Here is a 23,425-nt window from a genome sequence, read left to right as displayed (position 1 = left end):
GAACATCCCATGCGCGTATTGTTTTTCAGCAGCCAGACCTACGACCAGGACAGTTTCACCAGCGCGTCACCGGCGCCAAAGATTGAGCTGCACTTTCAACCGGCGCGCCTGACCGAAGACACCGCGCCGCTGGCGGCCGGCCACGAAGTGGTTTGCGCCTTCATCAACGACGACCTCGGCGCTGGCGTGCTGGAGCGCCTGGCCGCCGCCGGTACGCGCTTGATCGCCCTGCGCTCGGCCGGTTACAACCACGTCGACCTGGCTGCCGCCAAACGCCTGGGCCTGGCCGTAGTGCGAGTACCAGCCTATTCGCCCCACGCCGTGGCCGAGCATGCGGTGGCGCTGATTCTGGCGCTCAACCGGCGCCTGCACCGGGCGTACAACCGCACCCGCGAAGGCGACTTCACCCTGCACGGCCTGACCGGTTTCGACCTGCACGGCAAGACCGTCGGCGTGATCGGCACCGGGCAAATTGGCGCAGCCTTCGCGCGGATCATGGCCGGCTTCGGTTGCCAGTTGCTGGCCTACGACCCCTACCCCAACCCCGAACTGCTGGCGCTCGGCGCACGTTACCTGAGCCTGCCGGAGCTGCTGCGCCAGGCCCAGGTCATCAGCCTGCACTGCCCGCTGACCGACGACACCCGTCACTTGATCAACGCCAAGAGCCTGGCCGACCTGCAACCTGGGGCCATGCTGATCAATACCGGCCGCGGCGCCCTGGTCGACACCCCGGCGCTGATCGAGGCGCTGAAAAGCGGCCAGCTCGGCTACCTGGGGCTGGATGTCTATGAAGAGGAAGCCCAGCTGTTCTTCGAAGACCGCTCCGACCTGCCGTTGCAGGACGACGTGCTGGCGCGGCTGCTGACCTTCCCCAATGTGATCGTCACCGCCCACCAGGCCTTCCTCACCCGCGAAGCGCTGGCCGCCATTGCCGCCACCACCCTGGACAACATAAGCCGCTGGGCGGCAGGCAATCCGCAGAACTTGGTCGAGGGTTGATGCTAGGATACGCGGCAGATTTGGAGGACCCATGGTCGAACACGATTTCCGCTACACCCTGTTTAACCCGCAACACACCCTGATCGAGTGCCGCGCCCTGGTGCCAGGCCGCTATCAAGTGACCGGCAACGGCGGCTCGATCCAGAAGAACGACGTTCTGCTGGTGACCCTCAAGGGCAGCAAGGACTTGTCCATGCGCCTGACCGTTGAATCCGTACGCCATTTGATCAACCCGACCGGCCAATGGGTCGCGGTAGCCAGCGGCCCGGTGTTCGGCGAACTGGCGATCCACACCTGGGAGGTCAACTGCGACAGCTGCCAGGCCAACCTGAGCTTCGAATTCGCGGTCGACGCCAAACTGGGTAAAAAAGCCCAGCAACCGGCCGCCAGCTCACGCATCGCCGAGCTTGGCTGGATCAGCCGCGGCGACAAACACCTGTGCCCGAAATGCAAGGAGACGCCCCAGTGAAAACGCTGTTGCTCTCAGCCCTGATCGGCACCGCCCTGCTGGGTTGCGCCGCCGAGCCGATGAAGCTGGAACAGGAACGCAGCTACCTGCTGGAATGGATTGGCGAACGTCCGCTGATGGACTACAGCCACCTGACCCTGACCCTGGCCGCCGACGGCCGCGCCTACGGCAATGGTGGCTGCAACCACTGGTTCGCGCCGTACCAGCTGGACGGCAACAAGCTGAGCTTCGGCAAGGTCGGCAGTACCCGCAAACTGTGCGCACCGGCTTTGATGGAGCAGGAAAAGCGCTTCCTGCAAGCGCTGGAAACCGTACAACGCTGGGATATCTCGCCGATCGAGCAGGTGCGCTTCTGGCCAGCCGAGGGCAAGCCGCTGCGTTTCTGGCCTGAGGAGGGTTGACTTAAGCGGCAAGCTTCAAGCTTCAAGCCGCAAGTAAGAGCAGACTGTGCGCGGTCTGGCTCTATCTTGCAGCTTGTCGCTTGTAGCTTGAAGCTGCTGTCATGCGCCTTTCAGCGCCTTGATCTTCTGGTTCAAACCCTCAAGGGTCTGCTCGCCCAGCAACTGCTCACGCACCTTGCCCTTGTCATCGATGATGTAGGTCACCGGCAAGGCTTCGCTGCGCGGCAATTGGTAACGCTCGGCCGGGTCGCTGGCCAGTACGGTGAAGCCGATACCCAGGGCTTCGCTGGCCTTTTTCAGGTCTTCACCCTGCAGGCCGTCGAAATTCACCCCCAGCACCTGCACGCCCTGCCCCTGCCATTGCTTGGCAGCTGCGTTGAGTTCGGGAATTTCGATACGGCACGGGCCGCACCATTCCGCCCAGTAGTTGAGCACCAGCCAGTGCCCTTCAATCTGCTCGGCTTTCACCGCCTGGCCGTGCTGGTCCAGGCCGTAATCTGCACCGCAACCGCCGAGCAACAGGCTCGCGGTGATGGCCAGTGCTGCTGCCAAACGCCTTGTCATGGGTCAATCCTTCTCGAAGATTCAAGCAAAATGCGAAGTCGCTGCGGTTAGAATAGCCGCCACACCCTGCTGGATGCGACCCGAACATGACTGACCTGACCCTCTATCACAATCCGCGCTGCTCCAAATCCCGTGGTGCCCTGGAGCTGCTCGAAGCCCGCGGCCTGGCCCCGACCGTGGTGCGCTACCTGGAAACCCCGCCGACTGCCGAAGAGCTCAAGGCCCTGCTCGGCAAGCTGGACGTCAGTGCCCGCCAGCTGCTGCGCAGCGGCGAAGACGAATACAAAGCGCTCAATCTGGCCGACGCCAGTCTCAGCGAGGCGCAGTTGATCGAAGCCATGGTCCGGCACCCGAAGCTGATCGAGCGGCCAATCCTGATCGCCGGTGACAAAGCCGTGATCGGCCGGCCACCGGAGAAAGTGCTGGAGATCCTGCCGTGAGCGCGCCGTATATCCTGATCCTGTTCTACAGCCGCCACGGCTCGACCAGCGAGATGGCCCGGCAAATTGCCCGCGGCGTCGAGATGGCCGGTCTTGAGGCACGCATCCGCACGGTACCGGCGATTTCCACCGAGTGCGAAGCCGTCGCTCCGGACATCCCGGAAACCGGCGCCCTGTATGCCACCCTTGACGACCTGCGCCATTGCTCGGGCCTGGCCCTGGGCAGCCCGACGCGCTTTGGCAACATGGCCGCGCCGCTCAAGTACTTCATCGACGGCACCAGCAGCCTGTGGCTGAGCGGCGGCCTGGTCGGCAAACCGGCGGCGGCGTTTACCTCCACCGCCAGCCTGCACGGCGGCCAGGAATCGACCTTGCTGTCGATGCTGCTGCCACTGATGCACCACGGCATGCTGATCATGGGTCTGCCCTACAGCGAGTCGGCGCTGCTGGAAACCCGTGGCGGCGGCACCCCTTACGGCGCCAGCCACCATGCCGGCGCCGACGGCAAGCGCGACCTCGATGCCGACGAAATCGCCCTGTGCCGCGCCCTGGGCCAGCGTCTGGCGACCACCGCCAAACTGCTGGAGAACGGCCGTGGCTAAAAAGCCCAAGGTACTGCCGTCGCTCGAATGGCTGGCGCCGCGCCTGCGCCTGACCCGGGCGCTGAGCCTGGCGAGCTTTTTCGGCCTGATCGCCCTGCTGACCCTGAACAACCTGCTGTTCGCCGACCTGCACGGTGCGCGGGTCGGGGTGATCCTGGCGATCGAGCTGGTGCCGCTGGCCCTGCTGCTGCCGGGCATGCTGCTGGGTAACGCCCGCGCTCATGCCTGGACCTGCTTCGTGGTCAACCTGTACTTCATCAAGGGCGTGCTGGCCGCGTTCGACCCGGCCAGGGCGCTGTTCGGCTGGCTGGAAGTGGCGATCAGCCTGGCGCTGTTCGTCAGTGCCTTGCTGTACGTGCGCTGGCGCTTTCAGTATGAACGGCGGTTGGCGGGGGAAGGTTCGAACTAGGCGGTGAGTTCATCGCGGGGCAAGTCGGGTCGCCGCACCGCCCCACAGGGTTTTGTGGGGGCTGGCTTGCCAGCGATGATGGCACCACCGATCTCAGTGATTGACGGTATGCGCCAGCATCACCGACAGCTGACACAGTGGCCGCCCGCTTTCGGCATGCCACTGGTTGAAGGCCTCCTGCACCAGGGCCAGGTCGCGCTGGCTGGTCGGCGGCTTGTCAATGATGTCCTGGGCGATCAGCGCCGCAGCCATGTCATTGGTGGGGATGAACGTGTCCTTGCCGCACATGCGCAAGAAACGCGGCGCCGACAGCCCGCCCAACTGGTTGCCATGCTTGGCCAGGTACTTCCACAGGCCGACGATATCGGTCACCGGCCAGTCGGCGATAAACGCGCCGAAACTGCCGTGTTGCTTCTCGATGTCGAGGATCATCTGCGCATTGCGCGGCACGCTCTTGAGCTTGCCCAGGTGGCGGATGATCCGCGTGTCCTGCATCAACCGCTCCAGGTGCTCGGCGCCCATCAGCACAACCTTTTGCGGGTCGAAGCCAAAGAACACCTGCTCGAAAGCCGGCCACTTGGCGTCCACCAGGCTGTGCTTCAAACCGGCGCGAAACACCCGCAGGGCCAGGGTCGACAGGTACCGGTCGGCGCCGATCGCGCGCAGCTGCTCGGGGCTGTTCGCCTGGGGCAGGTGCGCTTCGAGGGCGGCGGCCGAGCCGAAGCGGTTCAGGCAGTACTCATGCAGCCATTGGTAATCACGCATGGCCGTCAGATGTTCAGCACGTCGACAAAGCGCGGGGTGGCGGTCTCGTCGATCTTCAGGCTGGTGAAGTCGAACAGGTTGCGGTCAGCCAGTTGCGACGGCACCACGTTCTGCAGGCCACGGAAGATGTTCTCGGTACGCCCCGGGGTCTTGCGCTCCCACTCCACCAGCATGTCCTTGACCACCTGGCGTTGCAGGTTTTCCTGCGAGCCACAGAGGTTGCACGGGATGATCGGGAATTCCTTCATGTCCGAGTAGGCCTGGATGTCCTTCTCGCTGCAGTAGGCCAGCGGGCGGATCACCACGTTGCGCCCGTCATCGGCACGCAGCTTGGGCGGCATGGCCTTGAGGGTGCCGTTGAAGAACATGTTGAGGAAGAAGGTCTCGACGATGTCGTCGCGGTGATGCCCCAGGGCCATCTTGGTTGCGCCGATTTCGTCGGCGAAGGTGTACAGGGTGCCACGACGCAGGCGCGAGCACAGCGAGCAGGTGGTCTTGCCTTCCGGGATCAGTTCCTTGACCACCGAGTAGGTGTCCTTCTCGACGATGTGGTACTCGACGCCGAGGGCCTCGAGGTAGGCCGGCAGCACATGCTCGGGGAAGCCCGGCTGCTTCTGGTCCATGTTCACCGCGACGATGTCGAACTTGATCGGCGCCACTTTCTGCAGGTGCAGCAGAACATCGAGCATGGTGTAGCTGTCTTTGCCGCCGGACAGGCAGACCATGACCTTGTCACCGTCTTCGATCATGTTGAAGTCGGTGATGGCTTCGCCGGCGAGACGACGCAGGCGTTTTTGCAGTTTGTTCTGGTTGACCGAAAGGGTGCCCATAGCGCTTGGAATCCGCGAGGTGTGACAAAAGCCGAGCATTTTACCCTTAAACCGCCAGTGGGCGTAGGCCAATCCGATAAAGACTGCATCGTGATTAAGCAGAGGCCTGACAGCGCGATTTGCTCTAAAAAGCCGGCTTTATGCAGCGAACGCCTTCCTATACTGCGACATAAGGCCACACAAAGGTGACCTCCAACCTCTGGCCCAGACTTGGGGCCGCAAGCGCTCCAGTGGGGGGCGATGGCAACAACGAAAGGAGTGACCGGCATGATCCATCACGTTGTTGGGCTGTTTACCCATCCCGATCAGGAATGGAAAGAAATACGCGGTGAAGAAGAAAGCATCAGCCACATGTACCTGACCCACACGTTGATCCTCGCCGCGATCCCGGCGATTTCGGCGTTCATCGGCACCACCCAGGTCGGCTGGGTCATCGGTGATCGCGCGCCGGTCATGCTGACCCAGGAAAGCGCGCTGTGGATGACCATCATGTCCTACCTGGCCATGCTCGGCGGCGTGGCGGTGATGGGCGCATTCATCCACTGGATGGCCCGCACCTATGACGCCAACCCAAGCCTTGCGCGTTGCATTGCCTTTGCCACCTACACCGCGACGCCGCTGTTCGTCGGCGGCCTGGCGGCGCTGTACCCGCACCTGTGGCTGGGCATGATCGTCGGCACCGCAGCGGTGTGCTACACGGTCTACCTGCTGTATGTCGGCCTGCCGACTTTCATGAACATTCCATCCGATGAGGGCTTTCTGTTCTCAAGCTCGGTGCTGGCGGTGGGCCTGGTGGTGCTGGTCGCCATCATGGCCTTTACCGTGATTGTCTGGGGACTGGGCGTGGGGCCCGTCTACACCAGCTAGAGCGAACCATTAGAAACAGCAACATAGGCGCAACACCCTCAGGCCGCCGCAAGGCGGCCTGATACTGTGCGCTGACAGGTGGCTCGGCAGCGTCGCCGCGGTTGCGGCATAATTGTCGGCCAGGAGTGTTCCCCGATATGCCCGAACTGCTCAAATCCCGCGTCGAAACCTGTTACCAGCAAGCCGAAACCTTTTTCAAACGCCCCTTCCCGCGCCCCGAAGTCAGCTTCAAGCTGCGTGGCCAGAAGGCCGGCGTCGCGCACCTGCACGAGAACCTGCTGCGCTTCAACCTGCAGCTGTACCGCGAGAACAGCGAAGACTTCCTCAAGCAGACGGTGCCTCATGAGGTCGCCCACCTGGTGGCCCACCAGCTGTTTGGCGACCGCATCCAGCCCCATGGCGAGGAATGGCAACTGATCATGCGCGGCGTGTACGAACTGCCGCCGCACCGCTGCCACAACTACGCGGTCAAACGCCGCACGGTGACCCGCTACATCTACCGCTGCCCGTGCGCCGGCAGCGACTTCCCGTTCTCGGCGCAACGCCACAGCTTGGTGCGCCAGGGGCGGCGGTACCTGTGCCGGCGCTGTCGCAATACCCTGGTGTATAGCGGCGAGACCCGGGTGGAATAAACCCATCGCGGGACAGCAGCCACAAAAAAGCCCATCCGAAGATGGGCTTTTTGCGTTACAGCGCCTGCCTGTTAGCGCGCAGGACCTTCAGCCACACCGAGGTCATCCATTGGGCGGGTGTCGGTCAGCGGCGAGCCACCGGAAGCCAGTTCGGCGTGCAGCTTGTCTTCATCCAGCTCCTTGACCCACTTGGCCACGACTACAGTGGCCACGGCGTTGCCGATCAGGTTGGTCAGGGCGCGGGCTTCGGACATGAAGCGGTCGATACCAAGGATCAGCGCCAGGCCGGCAACCGGCAGGTGGCCGACGGCCGACAGGGTTGCGGCGAGGACGATGAAGCCACTACCGGTAACGCCGGCAGCACCTTTGGAAGCAACCAGCAGCACCAGCAGCAGGGTGATCTGGTGGGTGATGTCCATGGTGGTGTCAGTCGCCTGGGCGATGAACACGGCGGCCATGGTCAGGTAGATCGAGGTACCGTCGAGGTTGAACGAGTAGCCGGTCGGGATGACCAGGCCAACCACGGATTTTTTCGCGCCCAGACGCTCCATCTTGGTCAGCATGCGTGGCAACGCCGACTCCGAAGAGGAGGTACCCAGGACGATCATCAGCTCTTCGCGGATGTAGCGGATCAGCTTGAGGATGCTGAAACCGTGGGCGCGGGCGATACCGCCGAGCACCACCAGGATGAACAGCACGCAGGTGACGTAGAAGCAGATCATCAGCTGGCCCAGTTGCACCAGCGAACCGACGCCGTACTGGCCGATGGTGAAGGCCATGGCACCGAATGCACCGACCGGCGCCAGCTTCATGATCATGTTGATGATGTTGAACATGACATGGGCAAAGCGGTCGATCAGGTCAAGCAGCGGCTTGCCGTAGGCACCCAGGCGATGCAGGGCAAAACCGAAGATCACCGAGAACATCAGCACTTGCAGGATGTCGCCGTTGGCGAAGGCGCCGACCACGGTATTAGGGATGATGTTGAGCAGGAAGCCGACGGTGGTCTGCTGCGCGCCGGCGGCGGCGTAAGCGGCCACGCTGCTGGCGTTGAGGGTGCTGACATCGATGTGCATGCCGGCGCCAGGCTTGACCACGTTGACCACCACCAGGCCGATGATCAGGGCGATGGTCGAGACGATTTCGAAGTAGAGCAGCGCGTAGCCACCGGTCTTGCCGACCGATTTCATGTTCTGCATGCCGGCGATGCCGCTGACCACGGTGCAGAAGATGATCGGGGCGATGACCATTTTGATCAGTTTGACGAACCCGTCGCCCAGCGGCTTCAGGGCCACGCCGGTTTCAGGGTAGTAATGGCCCAGCAGGATACCGATGGTGATCGCTACTAACACCTGGATATACAGCGATTTGTACAGTGGCTGACGCGTCGTCATGGCTAATTCCTCAAGGGTACCGGCTCATCCTTCCCAGGATGCGGGGTACCTAAAGCGCGAACCCTCCTGCACTGGAGGGATTTGTTGTGTCGAGCTGCCTGGCAGAACTCTGATAAGTCCATAGCAAGCCCGATGCCAAAATGCGCTTTAACGGTGCAGGCCCCGGTTCTACGGGGCTGCGATGCACAAAGAGGTTGCAAGCCGAGGGGATGGTGTTGGCGGATTTCCGCACGCCACGCAAAAGTTTGAGGCAATGATGGCGGTAATCCGCCTAGGTATTTCGCTCCAGTTCAAAGCGGATGCGAAAGGCCGCACCGCCCAGGGGCGAGTCGTCGAGGGTCAGCGTTGCGTCGTAGCTTTCAATGATGTCCTTGACCACCGCCAGGCCAATGCCCTGCCCCGGGTTCTGCCGGTCGAGGCGTTCGCCACGCTGGAGGATGCGCTCACGCTGGTCGGGTGGCACGCCCGGGCCGTCGTCCTCGATACACAGCACCACCTGTGCCTCATTGGCTTGCAGGCTGATGCGCACCTGGTTCAGGCACAGGCGATAGGCGTTCTCCAGCAGGTTGCCGAGCAGTTCGAGCAAGGCGCCCTGCTCCATCGGCACCAAGGCGTGCTCCGGCACATCGACGCTGATATGCACGTGCTTGTCGCGGTAGACCTTGGCCAGGGTGCTGCACAGGCTGTCGAGCAAGGGCCGCAACTGCACCTGGTGGCGCACCAGGCCGCTCTTGCGCAGGCTGGCGCGCTGCAGCTGGTAGTCGATCTGCTGGCTCATGCGTTCGATCTGGCTTTGCAGCACCCGCGCCTGTTCTCGGTCTTCGCGGCGCTGGGCCATGCTTTCACTGACACCCTGGAGCACGGTCAACGGGGTTTTCAGGCTGTGGGCCAGGTCACCGAGGGAATCCCGATAGCGCCGGCGCTGTTCGCGCTCGCTGCGCAGCAGACGGTTGAGCGAATCGGTCAGGCGCAGCAGTTCCCGCGGGTGCTCACCACTCAAGCCCTCGCGAGCGCCGGATTCGACGTCATCCAGCTCGCGGCTCATCTGCCGCAACGAGCGCAGACCCCAGGTCAGGCCGGCCCAGAGCAGCACCAGCAACGCCAGCAATGCTGCACCAAATCCCAGGTAAAGTTTTTCGCGCAGGCCGTCGAGGGTGTGCTGGTATTCACGCACCGGCTGCAGGGCCACGATACTGAAGGCGGCGGTTTTGCCGCCGAGCAGCTTGACCTCGACGTCATAGACGAAGAACTCCTCGCCATCGTCCTGTCGAATCCTCGCGAACTCGTTGCCGCGTCCGTCATAGCGCGGGGTGTAGTTGATGTTCTCGTCCGCCGTAGCGCGCGAACGCCACACCAGGTTGCCCTGGCGGTCGTAGATGTAGCCAAGCAGGCGGCTGTCAGGCAGATTGAATTTCTCGTCGGGCAACAGCACCGGCATCTGCAGGTTGCCGTCCTCGATGCGCGCAGCGGAAATCAAGGTGGTGACGTCCGAGGCCAGGCGCTGCTCGATCGACTCCTGCAAGGCCAGGCTGAAGGCCTTCTGCAAGGCCGGCAGCAAGCCGAGCATGAACAGCAGCGCCAGCACCGCGGCCGCCAGCATCAAGCGCAGACGTAACGAACGGATCATCGGCAACGCTCGGTAAACAGATAACCCAGGCCGCGCACGGTATCGATCGGCTTGAAGCCATTGCTGCCCTCAAGCTTGCGCCGCAGGCGGCCGACCAGCACCTCTATGACATTCGGGTCGCGCTCGTCATCGTCCGGGTACAGTTGCTCCATCAGGCGGTCCTTGGCCACCACCTGCTGGTGATGACGCATCAGGTATTCGAGGATGCGGTATTCATAGGCGGTCAGCGCCAGGGGCTGTTCGTCGAGGGTGGCCTGCTTGCGGTTGAGGTCAAGCACCAGCGGGCCTGCGGCGATGGTCGACTGGGTAAAGCCGCTGGAGCGGCGCAGCAAGGCATTAAGGCGGGCTTCGAGTTCTTCGAACTGGAAAGGCTTGACCACGTAATCGTCGGCGCCGGCAGCCAGGCCTTCGACCTTGTCCTGCCAGTTGCCGCGGGCGGTGAGGATCAGGATCGGGAAGCTCTTGCCCTGGGAACGCAACTGGCGGATCAGGTCGAGCCCGCTCATGCCCGGCAGGCCCAGGTCGATCACCGCCAGGTCATGGTTGAACTGCTCGGCCTGGTACAGGGCCTCCTCGGCATTGGCCACCGCTTCGACCACATGCCCGCTTTCCGTCAAGCGGCTGTACAAGTGATGACGCAAGAGTGCCTCATCCTCGACCACCAGCAGTTTCATACGCTCCTCCAGACCCGTGCCGGCCTTCATTGGCCAGTCAATTTTGTAGACGAATGCAGAATAACAGCGAACCGGCCGTGCGCATGCAGGCCGGTTCGGACATCGCCAGGCGACTTAGAACGCGTAGTTGGCCGACAGATAGGTCTGGGCGCTGCTGTTCAGGCGCAGGCTGCCGACTTTCGGACCGTCATGCTCGGACAGCTCGGTGCTGGCGTTGCTGCGCAGGTAACGGTAGCCCAGTTCAACCGAGGCATTGTCGCTGACTTGCTGCAGTACGCCGGCCTGCAGGCCGATGGCGTAGCCGGTGTCGGTGTCGCGGCTGTAGCCGGAGGACTCCATGCTCATCTTGGTCAGGCCGGCGCTGGCGCCGCCGAACAGCTTGGTGGTGTTGCCCAGTGGGTAGAACATGTCGTAGCTGCCCAGGAGGTTTTCCTGGCGCACTTTCAAGCCGCTGTGGTCGTTGGAGACGTTGTCGTAGGTCAGGTAGTAGCGGCCCTGGTCGTTCATCTGGCCGACGCGGATGCCATAGGTGCTGTCCTTGCTGATGATGCCGTCGGTGTTCAGGTGATCGGTGTTGCGGGTCAGCAGGCCGGACTTTTTCATCTTGTCGCTGGTCTGACCATAGGTGACGCCGGCGAAGGTTGTATCAGCGGCCTGGGCGGCGGCGCTGGCGCCAAGGAAAGCAACGGTGAGCAGCAGGGTATTGAGCTTTTTCATCGTGTGGTACTCCAGGTGATGCACTGTGTTGGTGTGGAAGCTAGAGTAAGCAAGCCGTCCTGAACCGCCGCTGAACCCAGGCTGAACCTCAGCTGAACAGCTGCACTGTGTGCAAAACCGACTGCAATCAAGGAGTACGACCATGCGTTGTCTGCTCGCTCTGGCCCTGATCGGTGCCGCCAGCCTGGCCCAGGCGGCGGTGCAAACCCGTGAGATCCCCTACCAGGACGCCGACGGCAAGCGCCTGGTCGGCTATTACGCCTACGACGACGCCGCCGAGGGCAAGCGCCCGGGCGTGGTGGTTGTGCATGAATGGTGGGGGCTCAACGACTACGCCAAGCGCCGTGCCCGCGACCTTGCCGGGCTTGGCTACAGCGCCCTGGCCATCGACATGTATGGCGACGGCAAGAACACCGAGCACCCGGCTGATGCCCAGGCCTTCATGGCCGCCGCGCTGAAAGACCCGAACGCGGCAGCCGAGCGCTTTGATGCCGGAGTTGAACTGCTGAAGCTCCAGCCGCAGACCGACACCCAGCAAATCGCCGCCATCGGCTACTGCTTCGGCGGCAAGGTGGTGCTCGACGCCGCGCGCCGCGGTGAAGCGCTGGCCGGAGTGGCCAGCTTCCATGGTGCGCTGGTCACCAACACCCCAGCAACACCGGGCAGCGTCAAGGCCAAGATCCTCGTGGAGCATGGCGCCAACGACAGCATGGTGACCGCGGAGCAGGTGGAGAAATTCAAGGAAGAAATGGACGCAGCCGGGGCGACCTACGAGTTCGTCAGCATTCCCGGAGCCAAGCACGGCTTTACCAACCCCGATGCCGACCGCCTGAGCCATGGCGAGCATGGCGGGCCGGATATTGGCTATAACAAGGCCGCGGATGAAAGCTCGTGGGCGGATCTGCAGGCGTTCTTCAAGAAGATCTTCAAACCACAACCTTAGGTTCCCTTTAGACTCTGCCGGCCTCATCGCTGGCAAAGCCAGCTCCCCCAAAGGCCCTGCACTCACCGCCCCCTGTGGGAGCCGGCCTTGCCGGCGATGGCCGGTGCAGGCACTGGCACGCCGGCAGCAGCCACGGCACAATACCGGCCATGAACCGACTGCCCACCTGCTGCCTGCCGCTCCTGCACCACTGGCCCCTGCCGCGTCCGGTCCCCGGCGCGATCCTGGTCAGTTGCCCGTTCGACCCCGCCCTGCTCGCCAGCGACGATTTCGTTCGCGCCGGTATCGAGCAAACCGCCAGCCTGCAACGCTCGGTGGCCAAGCGCCAGGCCGAGTACCTGGCCGGCCGGGTGTGTGCCCGGGCCGCCTTGATGCGGCTCGATGGCCGTGATTATGTTCCGGGCACCGATGAAGACCGCGCGCCGATCTGGCCGGCTGGCATTTGCGGCTCGATCACCCACGGCAAAGGCTGGGCCGCCGCCGTGGTGGCGCGCAGCAGCGATTGCCAGGGCCTGGGCCTGGATCAGGAATGCCTGCTCAGCGACGAGCGCGCCGAGCGCCTGGCCCGGGAGATTCTCACCGAAGCCGAACTGCAGCGCATGGACCCCAGCCAGGTAGGCCTGAGCGTGACCCTGACCTTCTCGCTGAAGGAAAGCCTGTTCAAGGCGCTCTACCCGATCGTCAAGCAGCGGTTTTATTTCGAGCACGCCGAGGTGCTGGAGTGGTCCGCAGACGGCCATGCGCGTTTGCGCCTGCTCACCGACCTGTCGACGCACTGGCACCACGGCCGGGAGCTTGAGGGGCAGTTCTGCCTGCAGGATGACCAGCTGTTGAGCCTGGTCAGCGTCTGAGTTTCAGGGCAGCAACGGGCAATGCTCGCAATGCCCGACCCAGTCGACCTTGTAGCTCAGGCAGCAGGTGCGGCGCCGACGCCGTCCGGCAGCATCCTGGCTTACAGCGGCGTATAACGGGCTGCCGGGTGTTTCAAGCAGTACCTGCAAACCTGCGCTGTCGATACCCTCTTGCAGCGACTGCTCAAGACAATCACCGGCATTGCCCCACAATACCGCTGTCGCTAGCGCTCCCAACTCGGCCAGACGCGCAATCAACGGTTGCAGATGCTCAGGCAGGAGGTCCTGGCAGGGGGCGCCGTCGGCGATCAGCGCAAGCGGCAAGCCGCGCTCATCCAGCAGCACCGATGTCTGGCTGAAAGCCGCCAGGCTTGCACCCTCGCGCAACGTCCGCCAGACCAGCGCGAAATAGTACTTGGACCACTGCGAGACCAGCACCGGCCGCTGCGCCGGCATCAACTCGGGCCCATACAACGCCAGCAGCAAGGCATCGAAGCGTGCATCGTCGAGCAGGGCCTGCAGGGCAATCGGCGAGCTCATTCGCCATCCTGGCTGCGTGGCCAGTTGAGGCTGAAGCAGGCGCCGCCCAGGCGCTCGCTGCGCCCCACAGACGCCCGCCCGTTATGCCAGTAGATGATCCGACGCACAATCGACAACCCCAGGCCATGCCCGCCGGAGGCGCGGGTGCGGCTGTCGTCGAGGCGGGTAAAGGGGGTGAAGATGCGCTCCCAGACGCTTTCCGGCACGCCGGGGCCGTCGTCCTCGACGTCGATCCGGCAGCGTTGCAGGCCCAGCTGATAACTGAGGCTGACCTGTGATTCAGCGTGGCGCATGGCATTGCTGACCAGGTTCTGCAGCGCCCGGTGCAGGTAGCGCGGCTCGGCCTCGACCCACGGGCCCTGCCCGTCCGGCCCCTTTTCGCCGCCCTGGCAGGGGCCGCGCAGCACCCGCACCTCGCTGCGCAGCGGCGCCAGCTCGGCGATCACCTGGTCGAGCAAGGCATCCAGGTCAACCCGCTGAAAATGCAGGGCCGGCGCGCCCTGCTCCAGGCGCGCGTAAGTGAGCATCTCATCGACCAGCTTGTCGAGGTCCTGGATATCGCCGTCCATGCCGGTCAGGTACTTGTCCCGGGCCTGGTCGTTGCTGGCACTGGCGATCATCTCCAGGCCAAAACGCAGCCGCGCGACCGGCGTGCGTAGCTCGTGGGACACCGCGCGCACCAGTTCGCGCTGGATGGTCAGCGAGCGTTGCAGGTGTTCGGCCATGCCATTGAACGCCGCGGCCAGGCGCCCGACCGAATCGGCATCATCGGCTGCCACGCGAGTTTCCAAGCTGCCCTGGGCAATCAGCGTTGCGGCGGCTTCAAGCCCCGACAGGCGCCGCTCCAGCTGGCGCACCAGCAGGTAGACGATCAGGCCGATCAAACACAGGCCCAGCACCGCAATCAGCACCAGCAACTGCGGCGGATAAGGGTTCATCTGGTACAGCGGGCCGATTTCCAGCACCCAGGGCGTGCCGACAAGGCCTGCGAACACGCGGATCGAGTCGCCGTCCTTGCCCAGCGCCATCACCGTGTCGCCTTCATCTATACGCCGGCGCTGGTCTTCGTCCATGTCGGTCTGGTTGACCCGCTGCAGGCGCAGGTCGAAACCAAAACCCTTGCTCTGCTTGAGGGCGGCCAGGCGCTGGGGCTGCTCGGCCACCGGGTAGCGCACCAGCTCATCGGCGAGCAGATAAATAGTGGCGCGGGCCAGTTGCTCGCTGATCTGCTGCACTTCGCCGACCAGCAGCAAATCCTGATCACCGACCTGGCGCAGTACCTTGGCCGCGTGCGGGCCGGTCTTCTCTACCAGTACCTGGCCGCGCTGCAACTGGCTGCGCTGGCTGCCGTCCAGGGCGGTACTGCTCAGCACCTGCAGTTCCAGGGGAATCCCCAGCAGGCGCTCCCAGATCAGCAGCGCGCGCTTGCGCTCGACAGCATCCAGCGGCGCCAGGTTGTCAGCCATCAGGGTAAAGGTGCCGTGGGCCAGGCGTTCGCGGTACTGGCCGGCGCGCACCTCGTTGAGCAGGTGCAGGCTGAGCACACCGAGCACGGCCACCAGCACCAGGGCCGCGAGCATGCCGCCATAGATGCGCAAAAAGATCGAGTTCATGGCACCTGGCCCATGGCTTCGGCCGCTTCACGAACGAACAGGTAGCCTTTGCTGCGGATGGTCTTGATCATCCGCGGGTGCTCGGGGTCGTCGCCTATTTTCGGGCGGATGCGCGAAATACGCACATCAATGGAGCGGTCCTGACCGTCATAGCCGACGCCGCGCAGGGAAGTGAAGATCTCCTCGCGCGACAAAGTCCGCCCGGCGTTGCTCACCAGCAGCCATAAAAGGTCGAACTCGGCGCTGGTCAGTTCGATGCCGCTGTCGTACAGCCAGGCCTCGCGCAAGGTGTTGTCGACCCGCAACGGGCCGAACTGCAATGCTTGCGGCGCCTGAGCCTCGGCCGGCGCCTCGCTGCGCCGTAGCAGGGCGTTGATGCGTGCCAGCAGCAGGCGCGGGCGCACCGGCTTGCACACATAGTCGTCGGCGCCCAGGTCCAGGCCCTGGATCTGATCCAGGTCGTCGCTGCGCGCGGTAAGCATCAGGATCGGCCCGGGGTACTGCTTGCGCACCTTGCGGCAGATGCTCAGGCCGTCCTCACCGGGCAGCATCAGGTCGAGGATCACCAGGTCGGGCTGCTCGGCGACGATCCGCGCCGCCGCCCGGGCACCATCGCCCTCCACGTCCACGACAAAGCCATTGGCCTGCAGGTATTCACGGGTCAGGTCGGCCAGCCGCTGGTCATCCTCGACGATCAATACCCGACTGCTCTGCTCCACGGCTCACCTCAACAGCTTGTTGTTATAAAGAGTGCCCAGATCACCAAAAGGCAACATTGGCCCCGGATACTACGTCGGGCACTGACGCCTGCCAACCGCCGTTACCCGCAGCAAAAAACCAGCGGGCAAGGCGCTCGGACAAGCCGATTTTTTGTGATAGGGTTCGCGCCCGCAAAATCCGCCTGCGACCCTTTGCCCCGCGAAAAAATCGGTGACGGGCGGTCATTGCGCGCTAAGACGCGGCCTACAAGGGGTTGAGTGAAATCACTCACAAAATACGCACAAGTTATCCACAGAGCGCGACCTTGCATTACCCCCAAGACCGCATTATCTTGTATCCCAAGCGAAACAAAACACTACATCTTGGGGTTTCCTGAAAATCCCAAGCACAAGTCAAGCAAAGAACTCAAGCCCTCAACGGCTAGATTTTTTGCTTGAACTTTAGAAGAGATCAGCAGCCAAACCGCTCCTGCGCAGGCTTCCGTTGCAAACCCTTGGAGGGTGTTGTTTCGGGTACGGGTGTTGCAAGCCATCGGCACACCCGACAGCAACAGTTTTGAGTCGTAGATTCAAGACCTTTGACTTCGGCCAGGGAGCGGCAAGCATTTGCCCTAATTCCTGAACTGTCCCGAAGTGAGTATGCCCGACCTGTGCGGCATGCCGGAACGCTCGTTCCTGCGCGCCCCCAAGGTCGGTTGTTGGGCTTTCGGACGGAACGGTTGGCGCTCACAAAGCGCCTAAACATACTTAGAGAACGTGGAGACACCCATGCAAACCGACACAACTCGCGAGAACCCGCTGGCTTTGGCGCCGCAGGCCGCTGATTCGAACCAGGATCTGGCTGCCACCGCCCCGGGCCAACTGCGCGTGATCAAGCGTAACGGCACTGTCGTCGCCTACACCGATGACAAGATCACCGTGGCCATCACCAAAGCGTTCCTCGCAGTTGAAGGCGGCACCGCTGCCGCCTCGTCGCGCATCCACGACACCGTTGCCCGCCTGACCGAACAAGTCACCGCGACCTTCAAGCGTCGCATGCCTTCAGGCGGCACCATCCACATCGAAGAAATCCAGGACCAGGTCGAACTGGCCCTGATGCGTGCCGGCGAGCAGAAAGTCGCCCGTGACTACGTGATCTACCGCGACCAGCGTGCCAAGGAACGTGCCACCCGCGGCCACGCCGAAGACGCCAGCGTGCAGCCACACCCAAGCATCCGCATCACCCGCGCCGACGGCAGCCTGGCGCCACTGGACATGAACCGCCTGAACACCATCATCAGCGAAGCCTGCGAAGGCCTGGCCGAAGTCGATGGCGACCTGATCCAGCGCGAAACCCTGAAGAACCTCTACGACGGCGTGGCCCTCACCGACGTCAACACCGCCCTGGTGATGACCGCCCGTACCCTGGTAGAGCGCGAGCCGAACTACTCGTTTGTTACCGCTCGCCTGCTGATGGACACCCTGCGCGCCGAAGGCCTGGGCTTCCTCGAAGTCGCCGAGAGCGCCACCCACCACGAAATGGCCGAGCTGTACGCCAAGGCCCTGCCCGCCTACATCGCCAAGGGTGTCGAGTTCGAACTGCTCAACCCTGCCCTGGCCGACTTCGACCTGGAAAAACTGGGCAAGGCGATCAACCACGAGCGCGACCAGCAGTTCACCTACCTGGGCCTGCAGACCCTGTACGACCGCTACTTCATCCACAAGGATGGCGTGCGCTTCGAGCTGCCTCAGGTGTTCTTCATGCGCGTGGCCATGGGCCTGGCACTGGAAGAGAAAGACAAAGAAGCCCGTGCCATCGAGTTCTACAACCTGTTGTCGTCCTTCGACTACATGGCGTCGACCCCGACCCTGTTCAACGCCGGTACCCTGCGTCCACAGCTGTCGAGCTGCTACCTGACCACCGTGCCAGACGACCTGTCGGGCATCTACCACGCGATCCACGACAACGCCATGCTGTCGAAATTCGCCGGTGGCCTGGGCAACGACTGGACCCCTGTGCGTGCACTGGGCTCCTACATCAAGGGCACCAACGGTAAATCCCAGGGCGTCGTGCCGTTCCTGAAAGTGGTCAACGACACCGCCGTCGCCGTTAACCAGGGTGGCAAGCGCAAGGGCGCTGTCTGTGCCTACCTGGAAACCTGGCACCTGGACATCGAAGAGTTCATCGAGCTGCGCAAGAACACCGGTGATGACCGTCGTCGTACCCACGACATGAACACCGCCAACTGGATCCCTGACCTGTTCATGAAGCGCGTCTTCGATGACGGCAAGTGGACCCTGTTCTCGCCATCGGAAGTGCCAGACCTGCACGACCTGACCGGCAAGGCCTTCGAAGAGCGCTACGAGTACTACGAAGCCCTGACCGAGTACAACAAGATCAAGGTGTTCAAGACCATCCAGGCCAAAGACCTGTGGCGCAAAATGCTCTCGATGCTGTTCGAGACCGGCCACCCATGGCTGACCTTCAAGGACCCGTGCAACCTGCGTTCGCCGCAGCAGCACGTGGGCGTGGTGCACAGCTCGAACCTGTGCACCGAGATCACCCTGAACACCAACAAGGACGAGATCGCGGTCTGCAACCTGGGCTCGATCAACCTGCCGAACCACATCGTCGATGGCAAGCTGGACACCACCAAGCTGCAGCGCACCGTCAACACCGCCGTGCGCATGCTCGACAACGTGATCGACATCAACTACTACTCGGTGCCGCAAGCGCGTAACTCGAACTTCAAGCACCGTCCGGTCGGCCTGGGCATCATGGGCTTCCAGGACGCACTGTACCTGCAACACATCCCTTACGGCTCCGACGCTGCCGTCGAGTTCGCCGACAAGTCGATGGAAGCGGTCAGCTACTTCGCCATCCAGGCGTCCTGCGACCTGGCCGACGAGCGTGGCGCCTACGAGACCTTCCAGGGCTCGCTGTGGTCCAAAGGCATCCTGCCGCTGGACTCGCAACAGATCCTGATCGAAGCCCGTGGCCAGAAGTACATCGACGTCGACCTGAACGAAACCCTGGACTGGGCGCCGGTGCGTGCCCGCGTACAAAAAGGTATTCGTAACTCGAACATCATGGCCATCGCGCCGACCGCGACCATCGCCAACATCACCGGCGTATCGCAGTCCATCGAGCCGACCTACCAGAACCTGTACGTGAAATCGAACCTCTCGGGCGAATTCACCGTGATCAACCCGTACCTGGTTCGCGACCTCAAGGCCCGCGGCCTGTGGGACTCGGTCATGATCAACGACCTGAAGTACTACGACGGTTCGGTGCAGCAGATCGAGCGCATTCCGCAAGAGCTCAAAGACCTCTACGCGACCGCCTTCGAAGTGGAAACCAAGTGGATCGTCGACGCCGCCAGCCGCCGTCAGAAGTGGATCGACCAGGCCCAGTCGCTGAACCTGTACATCGCCGGCGCTTCGGGCAAGAAGCTCGACGTGACCTACCGCATGGCCTGGTACCGTGGTCTGAAAACCACCTACTACCTCCGTGCCCTGGCCGCGACCAGCACCGAGAAGTCGACCATCAACACCGGCAAGCTCAACGCCGTTTCCAGCGGTGGCGACAGCGCCCCGGTACAAGCAGCGCCAGCCGGCCCTGCCCCAGTGCCGAAGGCCTGCGCGATCGACGAGCCGGATTGCGAAGCCTGCCAATAAGCGCCTGAAGGCTGGCCAGCTCTCCTGTGGGAGCTGGCTTTGCCAGCGATAGGGCCGGCCCTGCCGCCCTCTTCGCCAGGCCGAACAACAAGGTCGGGGCCACCCCGACCTCCCCCGAGGGCCTCAGCCCCGGGAAGCATTCCAAGATTTTGCGTGCACCGCAGTACCCAACCGCAAGCACCGCAACCAAGATCCACCGGCCATACTGATATGGCCCTCAAGCAGGAGACCCACCATGCTGAGCTGGGACGAATTCGATAAAGACGAAGGCGAAGAAGCCGCCAAAGGCACTACCGCCACTCAAGCTGCTGCCGCAGGCATCGACAAGCTCGATAACGCTGGCGGTGTGGCTGCCCTGGAAGCGCGCGCCGTGACTGCCGACGACTCCGAAGCGGTCAAACGCGCCAAGGCTGCCCTGGACAAACTCGACATCGCCGAAGGCCTGGCTGAGCTGGAAGGTTCTGCTGCCCGCGTCGCGGTTGACGAAAAGCGCATGATCAACTGCCGCGCCGACCTCAACCAGCTGGTACCGTTCAAATACGACTGGGCCTGGCAGAAGTACCTGGACGGCTGCGCCAACCACTGGATGCCGCAAGAGGTCAACATGACCGCGGACATCGCCCTGTGGAAAAACCCGGAAGGCCTGACCGACGACGAGCGTCGCATCGTCATGCGCAACCTGGGCTTCTTCTCCACCGCCGACTCCCTGGTTGCCAACAACCTGGCCCTGGCCGTGTACCGCCTGATCACCAACCCCGAGTGCCGCCAGTACATCCTGCGCCAGGCCTTCGAAGAGGCGATCCACACCCACGCCTACCAGTACTGCATTGAATCGCTGGGCATGGATGAAGGCGAGATCTTCAACATGTACCACGAGATCCCGTCGGTCGCTAAAAAAGCCGCCTGGGGCCTGAGCTACACCCGCGCGATCTCCGACCCGGAATTCAACACCGGCACCGTCGAGACCGACAAAGAGCTGCTGCGCAACCTGATCGCCTACTACTGCGTCCTGGAAGGCATCTTCTTCTACTGCGGCTTCACCCAGATCCTGTCCATGGGTCGTCGCAACAAGATGACTGGCGTTGCCGAACAGTTCCAGTACATCCTTCGTGACGAGTCCATGCACCTGAACTTCGGTATCGACGTGATCAACCAGATCAAGATCGAAAACCCGCACCTGTGGGATGCCGAAATGAAGGAAGAGGCCTCGCAGATGATCCTGCAGGGCACCCAGCTGGAAATCGAATACGCCCGCGACACCATGCCTCGCGGCGTGCTGGGCATGAACGCCGCGATGATGGAGGACTACCTCAAGTTCATCGCCAACCGTCGCCTGTCGCAGATCGGCCTGAAGGAAGAGTACCCAGGCACCACCAACCCGTTCCCATGGATGAGCGAGATCATGGACTTGAAGAAAGAGAAGAACTTCTTCGAGACTCGGGTTATCGAGTATCAGACTGGTGGGGCGTTGAGCTGGGATTGATTTCCACGTTCATATTCGACAACAAAGGCTGCTGCGAGGCGGCCTTTTTTATTGGCCTGCTCACGCCTTTGCAAAACGCGCGAGTACGACCTCGACGAAGCAACGCAGCCTGGCCGTGCGCTGACGGTTTACCCCTAAGCATCTGCCGGCTCGGCGAGCGGCAATCCGCCACCAGCTTTATCAGTTCGTCGCGTTGCAACTTATCTGATCCGTATTTTGCCGCGCCATCTGAATCTGTTTCGGTAACAGCGCCGGAGCGAAAATAGTCCTGCGCCCCGCTCTACCGGGCGCATTTCGCGACTGCAGCCTGGCGCTGCACCGCAAAACCTTCATCTGGAGCGCTCCATGGGTAAGCTTGCAATCTTCGTCGTGGGTTTTCTGGCGCTGGCCATTGCGATTGGCGCACTCGGTACCATTTCTCCCCTGTAAACAACGCTGTCCTTCAACCTTCTGACTCAAGCCTCCAGCATCGCGTTGACGATGGCGCCGCATCCGCCGCCAACCTGTGCGAAAATAGGGGGCTTTTGTTCATATGTTTGGAGATGTACAGCTTGGTAATGCACTACTCAACCAGCGGCGACGCAGTCGCTTGCGGTCGCGCCGGTAATAACCTCACCAGCACCTCCACCCCTGACCAGGTTTCCTGCAAGTCGTGTCAGCGGTCCCTGGTCAAGACGGAGTCGCCTGCGTCGGCCAAGAAATCCACCCCGTCCCTGGCAGAGCTGCGTAAACAACGCATGGCCAAGGCCAACCCTGCCCCGAGCACGTTCTGCTTCAAGGCCAACTGGCGTACACGCCTGAGCGCCCTGCCTGGCAGCAGCCGCCTGCCGCGCGGCGTAGTGCCTCAGCGCTTCGTCTAAGCGCCCCTGCGAAGACACGTGGGCGCCGACACGCGGCCCCACGTGACCTTCCCCTCATCGCGGCTGACGATACCCGGCCAGCCAGTGCTCCAGCTCGTCATCCATCCCGCAGCCGATCAGCACCCACAGCAATACCCGGCATTTGCGCGGACACAAGAAACCCGCCATCAGTGCGCCTTTGCGTTGCAGATCCATTTCCCCACCGTCGAAGCCATAGGTGTGATTTGCCGTAGGCCCCGAACCGGTACGCGAGGCAATAATCACCGGCATCCTGGTGGTGATGTATCCCACGCATTTGGCCCAGGCTGCCGACACATGCCCGGCGCCGAACCCGGCGATCACCAGCCCTTCATACCCAAGCCCGGCGACTTGCTCGAGCAGCAGGGTATCGGCGGCAAAATCAGCCTCCAGCAGCGCCACACGCTGATCCAGGCGCCAGGGTTCGGGTAACGGCTGGCGCGGCCTGGCAGGCTTCAGGTAACAGGCACGCCCCTCTATCAGCAGGCCTTCGCAGCCGAAGTGCGGTGAACTGAATGCGGCCATGGCCAGGCTCTCGGTTTTACGCACATGGGCAGCGGCATGGATCTGATCATTGATCACCACCAGCACACCGCGGCCGCGACTCTGCGCATCCAGCGCCACCCGCACCGCTGCCAGCAGATTGGCCGGGCCATCGGCGCCGGGCTCGCAGGCGGCACGCATCGCGCCGGTGAGGATCAACGGCGCATCAAAGGGCCAGAGCAGTTCGAGAAAGAACGCCACCTCCTCCAGGGTGTCTGTGCCCTGGCTCAGCACCACCGCGTGTGCGCCCTCTTCCACCTGGCCTTTGGCCCAGTACAGGACATCGATCAGTTGAATGAATGACAACGAGGCACTGGGTAACATCTGCAGGGTTTTCGCCGAGATGTGCGCAAGATCTGCAAGCTGGGGCGCGTCGGCGAGCATCTGCAAGCTATCCAGGCCCGGCGTGACACCTTCGCCTTCCGCTGACTGGAGCATGCTCAGGGTACCGCCCAGGGTTCCTATGGCGAGTTTGGGCAGAGTCATTTGTCAGCTCCTGTGACCAGGCTGATGAACCGGGCGGGGCTGATCGGGGCAGCATTAGCAGACATGGGCGTTGGCCTTCTTATCGTTATTGGAGGGACGCCAGTTAAGCGGACACTCGGTTAGATAAGACAGTCAGGCGGGTCTGAAGCTGGGGCGGGAATGGTCTTGGGTTGGGGAAAGGGCAATCATGCTAGCGGGAGTTTCCAGCTGATCAAGCGGTGCCTGCATCGCCGGCAAGGCTGGCTCCCACAAGGGCCACGACTAGCAGTTAGATCGCCAGAAAGACAAAACCCCTACCTGCATGCGCAGATAGGGGTTTCGG

At 62.8% G+C, this 23,425-nt stretch carries 24 protein-coding genes; 13 read left to right on the top strand and 11 right to left on the bottom strand.

Going from position 1 to position 23,425, the window contains the following annotated elements:
- Positions 1 to 9 precede the first annotated feature (9 nt).
- The 3 genes from ABIE20_RS20975 to ABIE20_RS20965 are packed head-to-tail and all read left to right on the top strand — an operon-like array spanning position 10 to position 1,869.
- Entirely contained in the window at positions 10 to 999 is a 990-nt protein-coding gene (locus ABIE20_RS20975) for a 2-hydroxyacid dehydrogenase (protein WP_429507066.1), read from the top strand.
- A 31-nt stretch (positions 1,000 to 1,030) separates the two neighbouring features.
- Complete coding sequence (locus ABIE20_RS20970) at positions 1,031 to 1,468, top strand: hypothetical protein (RefSeq protein WP_429507064.1); 438 nt, start codon at positions 1,031 to 1,033, stop codon at positions 1,466 to 1,468.
- Complete coding sequence (locus ABIE20_RS20965; protein ID WP_429507063.1) at positions 1,465 to 1,869, top strand: META domain-containing protein; 405 nt, start codon at positions 1,465 to 1,467, stop codon at positions 1,867 to 1,869. Before ABIE20_RS20970 ends, ABIE20_RS20965 begins: the two co-directional genes overlap by 4 nt.
- Positions 1,870 to 1,968: 99 nt before the next feature.
- Here ABIE20_RS20965 and ABIE20_RS20960 read toward each other — a convergent pair whose 3' ends face one another.
- Positions 1,969 to 2,433, bottom strand: coding sequence for a TlpA disulfide reductase family protein (locus ABIE20_RS20960; protein WP_429507061.1), 465 nt, complete (start codon positions 2,431 to 2,433; stop codon positions 1,969 to 1,971).
- A gap of 86 nt (positions 2,434 to 2,519) precedes the next feature.
- On the opposite strand from ABIE20_RS20960, the gene arsC reads away from it, so the two are divergent.
- From arsC to ABIE20_RS20945, 3 genes are read left to right on the top strand one after another with little or no spacing between them, the layout of a single operon-like run.
- Complete coding sequence (arsC, locus tag ABIE20_RS20955; RefSeq protein WP_429507059.1) at positions 2,520 to 2,873, top strand: arsenate reductase (glutaredoxin); 354 nt, start codon at positions 2,520 to 2,522, stop codon at positions 2,871 to 2,873.
- The gene (gene wrbA, locus ABIE20_RS20950; protein ID WP_038608072.1) at positions 2,870 to 3,475 is read left to right on the top strand and encodes an NAD(P)H:quinone oxidoreductase; all 606 of its coding nucleotides are present in this window, start codon (positions 2,870 to 2,872) and stop codon (positions 3,473 to 3,475) included. The genes arsC and wrbA overlap by 4 nt, the downstream gene beginning before the upstream one ends.
- Positions 3,468 to 3,884: a DUF2069 domain-containing protein gene (locus tag ABIE20_RS20945; protein WP_429507057.1), complete on the top strand. Its 417-nt coding sequence runs from the start codon at positions 3,468 to 3,470 to the stop codon at positions 3,882 to 3,884. The genes wrbA and ABIE20_RS20945 overlap by 8 nt, the downstream gene beginning before the upstream one ends.
- 93 nt (positions 3,885 to 3,977) lie before the next feature.
- Here ABIE20_RS20945 and ABIE20_RS20940 read toward each other — a convergent pair whose 3' ends face one another.
- Together ABIE20_RS20940 and ttcA are read right to left on the bottom strand one after the other, a co-directional pair.
- Positions 3,978 to 4,649: a DNA-3-methyladenine glycosylase I gene (locus ABIE20_RS20940; protein WP_429507055.1), complete on the bottom strand. Its 672-nt coding sequence runs from the start codon at positions 4,647 to 4,649 to the stop codon at positions 3,978 to 3,980.
- Positions 4,650 to 4,654: 5 nt separating this feature from the next.
- Positions 4,655 to 5,479: a tRNA 2-thiocytidine(32) synthetase TtcA gene (gene ttcA, locus ABIE20_RS20935; protein WP_038993896.1), complete on the bottom strand. Its 825-nt coding sequence runs from the start codon at positions 5,477 to 5,479 to the stop codon at positions 4,655 to 4,657.
- 267 nt (positions 5,480 to 5,746) lie between these two features.
- Here ttcA and ABIE20_RS20930 point away from each other — a divergent pair, with 267 nt between their 5' ends.
- Both ABIE20_RS20930 and ABIE20_RS20925 read left to right on the top strand, forming a co-directional pair.
- A complete protein-coding gene (locus ABIE20_RS20930) occupies positions 5,747 to 6,346 on the top strand; it encodes a Yip1 family protein (RefSeq protein ID WP_038993895.1) in 600 nt (199 codons plus the stop codon).
- Between the two features lie 137 nt (positions 6,347 to 6,483).
- The gene (locus ABIE20_RS20925) at positions 6,484 to 6,978 is read left to right on the top strand and encodes a SprT family zinc-dependent metalloprotease (RefSeq protein WP_010220387.1); all 495 of its coding nucleotides are present in this window, start codon (positions 6,484 to 6,486) and stop codon (positions 6,976 to 6,978) included.
- Between the two features lie 71 nt (positions 6,979 to 7,049).
- Here the strand turns inward: ABIE20_RS20925 and ABIE20_RS20920 are convergent, their stop codons facing one another.
- The 4 genes from ABIE20_RS20920 to ABIE20_RS20905 all read right to left on the bottom strand — a co-directional run bounded on the left by ABIE20_RS20920 (position 7,050) and on the right by ABIE20_RS20905 (position 11,390).
- On the bottom strand, positions 7,050 to 8,372 hold the full coding sequence (locus ABIE20_RS20920; protein WP_045195599.1) for a dicarboxylate/amino acid:cation symporter: 1,323 nt from the start codon (positions 8,370 to 8,372) through the stop codon (positions 7,050 to 7,052).
- A gap of 271 nt (positions 8,373 to 8,643) precedes the next feature.
- A complete protein-coding gene (locus ABIE20_RS20915; RefSeq protein WP_429507053.1) occupies positions 8,644 to 9,999 on the bottom strand; it encodes an ATP-binding protein in 1,356 nt (451 codons plus the stop codon).
- Positions 9,996 to 10,673, bottom strand: coding sequence for a response regulator (locus tag ABIE20_RS20910; RefSeq protein WP_010220390.1), 678 nt, complete (start codon positions 10,671 to 10,673; stop codon positions 9,996 to 9,998). The genes ABIE20_RS20915 and ABIE20_RS20910 overlap by 4 nt, the downstream gene beginning before the upstream one ends.
- A 114-nt stretch (positions 10,674 to 10,787) precedes the next feature.
- Positions 10,788 to 11,390: an outer membrane protein gene (locus ABIE20_RS20905; protein WP_045195603.1), complete on the bottom strand. Its 603-nt coding sequence runs from the start codon at positions 11,388 to 11,390 to the stop codon at positions 10,788 to 10,790.
- 142 nt (positions 11,391 to 11,532) lie between these two features.
- Between ABIE20_RS20905 and ABIE20_RS20900 the strand changes: the two genes are divergently transcribed.
- Both ABIE20_RS20900 and ABIE20_RS20895 read left to right on the top strand, forming a co-directional pair.
- The gene (locus ABIE20_RS20900; protein WP_429507051.1) at positions 11,533 to 12,333 is read left to right on the top strand and encodes a dienelactone hydrolase family protein; all 801 of its coding nucleotides are present in this window, start codon (positions 11,533 to 11,535) and stop codon (positions 12,331 to 12,333) included.
- Positions 12,334 to 12,482: 149 nt separating this feature from the next.
- Entirely contained in the window at positions 12,483 to 13,184 is a 702-nt protein-coding gene (locus ABIE20_RS20895; protein ID WP_429507049.1) for a 4'-phosphopantetheinyl transferase family protein, read from the top strand.
- Positions 13,185 to 13,187: 3 nt separating this feature from the next.
- Here the strand turns inward: ABIE20_RS20895 and fhuF are convergent, their stop codons facing one another.
- The 3 genes from fhuF to ABIE20_RS20880 are packed head-to-tail and all read right to left on the bottom strand — an operon-like array spanning position 13,188 to position 16,056.
- Positions 13,188 to 13,724 carry a siderophore-iron reductase FhuF gene (fhuF, locus tag ABIE20_RS20890; protein ID WP_429507048.1) on the bottom strand — a complete coding sequence of 179 codons (537 nt, stop codon included), beginning with the start codon at positions 13,722 to 13,724 and terminating at the stop codon, positions 13,188 to 13,190.
- A complete protein-coding gene (locus ABIE20_RS20885; protein WP_429507046.1) occupies positions 13,721 to 15,337 on the bottom strand; it encodes an ATP-binding protein in 1,617 nt (538 codons plus the stop codon). The genes fhuF and ABIE20_RS20885 overlap by 4 nt, the downstream gene beginning before the upstream one ends.
- Positions 15,334 to 16,056, bottom strand: a complete 723-nt coding sequence (locus tag ABIE20_RS20880; protein ID WP_429507044.1) for a response regulator — start codon at positions 16,054 to 16,056, stop codon at positions 15,334 to 15,336. Before ABIE20_RS20880 ends, ABIE20_RS20885 begins: the two co-directional genes overlap by 4 nt.
- A gap of 768 nt (positions 16,057 to 16,824) precedes the next feature.
- Here ABIE20_RS20880 and ABIE20_RS20875 point away from each other — a divergent pair.
- The 3 genes from ABIE20_RS20875 (at position 16,825) to ABIE20_RS20865 (ending at position 22,056) form a co-directional block, all read left to right on the top strand.
- Complete coding sequence (locus tag ABIE20_RS20875; protein WP_429507043.1) at positions 16,825 to 19,713, top strand: ribonucleoside-diphosphate reductase subunit alpha; 2,889 nt, start codon at positions 16,825 to 16,827, stop codon at positions 19,711 to 19,713.
- 235 nt (positions 19,714 to 19,948) lie between these two features.
- Positions 19,949 to 21,196, top strand: coding sequence for a ribonucleotide-diphosphate reductase subunit beta (locus ABIE20_RS20870; protein WP_045195614.1), 1,248 nt, complete (start codon positions 19,949 to 19,951; stop codon positions 21,194 to 21,196).
- A 557-nt stretch (positions 21,197 to 21,753) separates the two neighbouring features.
- Positions 21,754 to 22,056, top strand: a complete 303-nt coding sequence (locus ABIE20_RS20865; protein WP_429507041.1) for a hypothetical protein — start codon at positions 21,754 to 21,756, stop codon at positions 22,054 to 22,056.
- A 54-nt stretch (positions 22,057 to 22,110) separates the two neighbouring features.
- On the opposite strand, the gene ABIE20_RS20860 is transcribed toward ABIE20_RS20865, so the two are convergent.
- Complete coding sequence (locus ABIE20_RS20860; protein WP_429507039.1) at positions 22,111 to 23,103, bottom strand: asparaginase; 993 nt, start codon at positions 23,101 to 23,103, stop codon at positions 22,111 to 22,113.
- Between the last annotated feature and the right edge of the window lie 322 nt (positions 23,104 to 23,425).

The organism is Pseudomonas sp. 2835 (assembly GCF_050435905.1).
GTDB lineage: Bacteria > Pseudomonadota > Gammaproteobacteria > Pseudomonadales > Pseudomonadaceae > Aquipseudomonas.
Note: the sequence above shows the minus strand (reverse complement) of the source record. Positions and strands in the feature narration are given on the sequence as shown.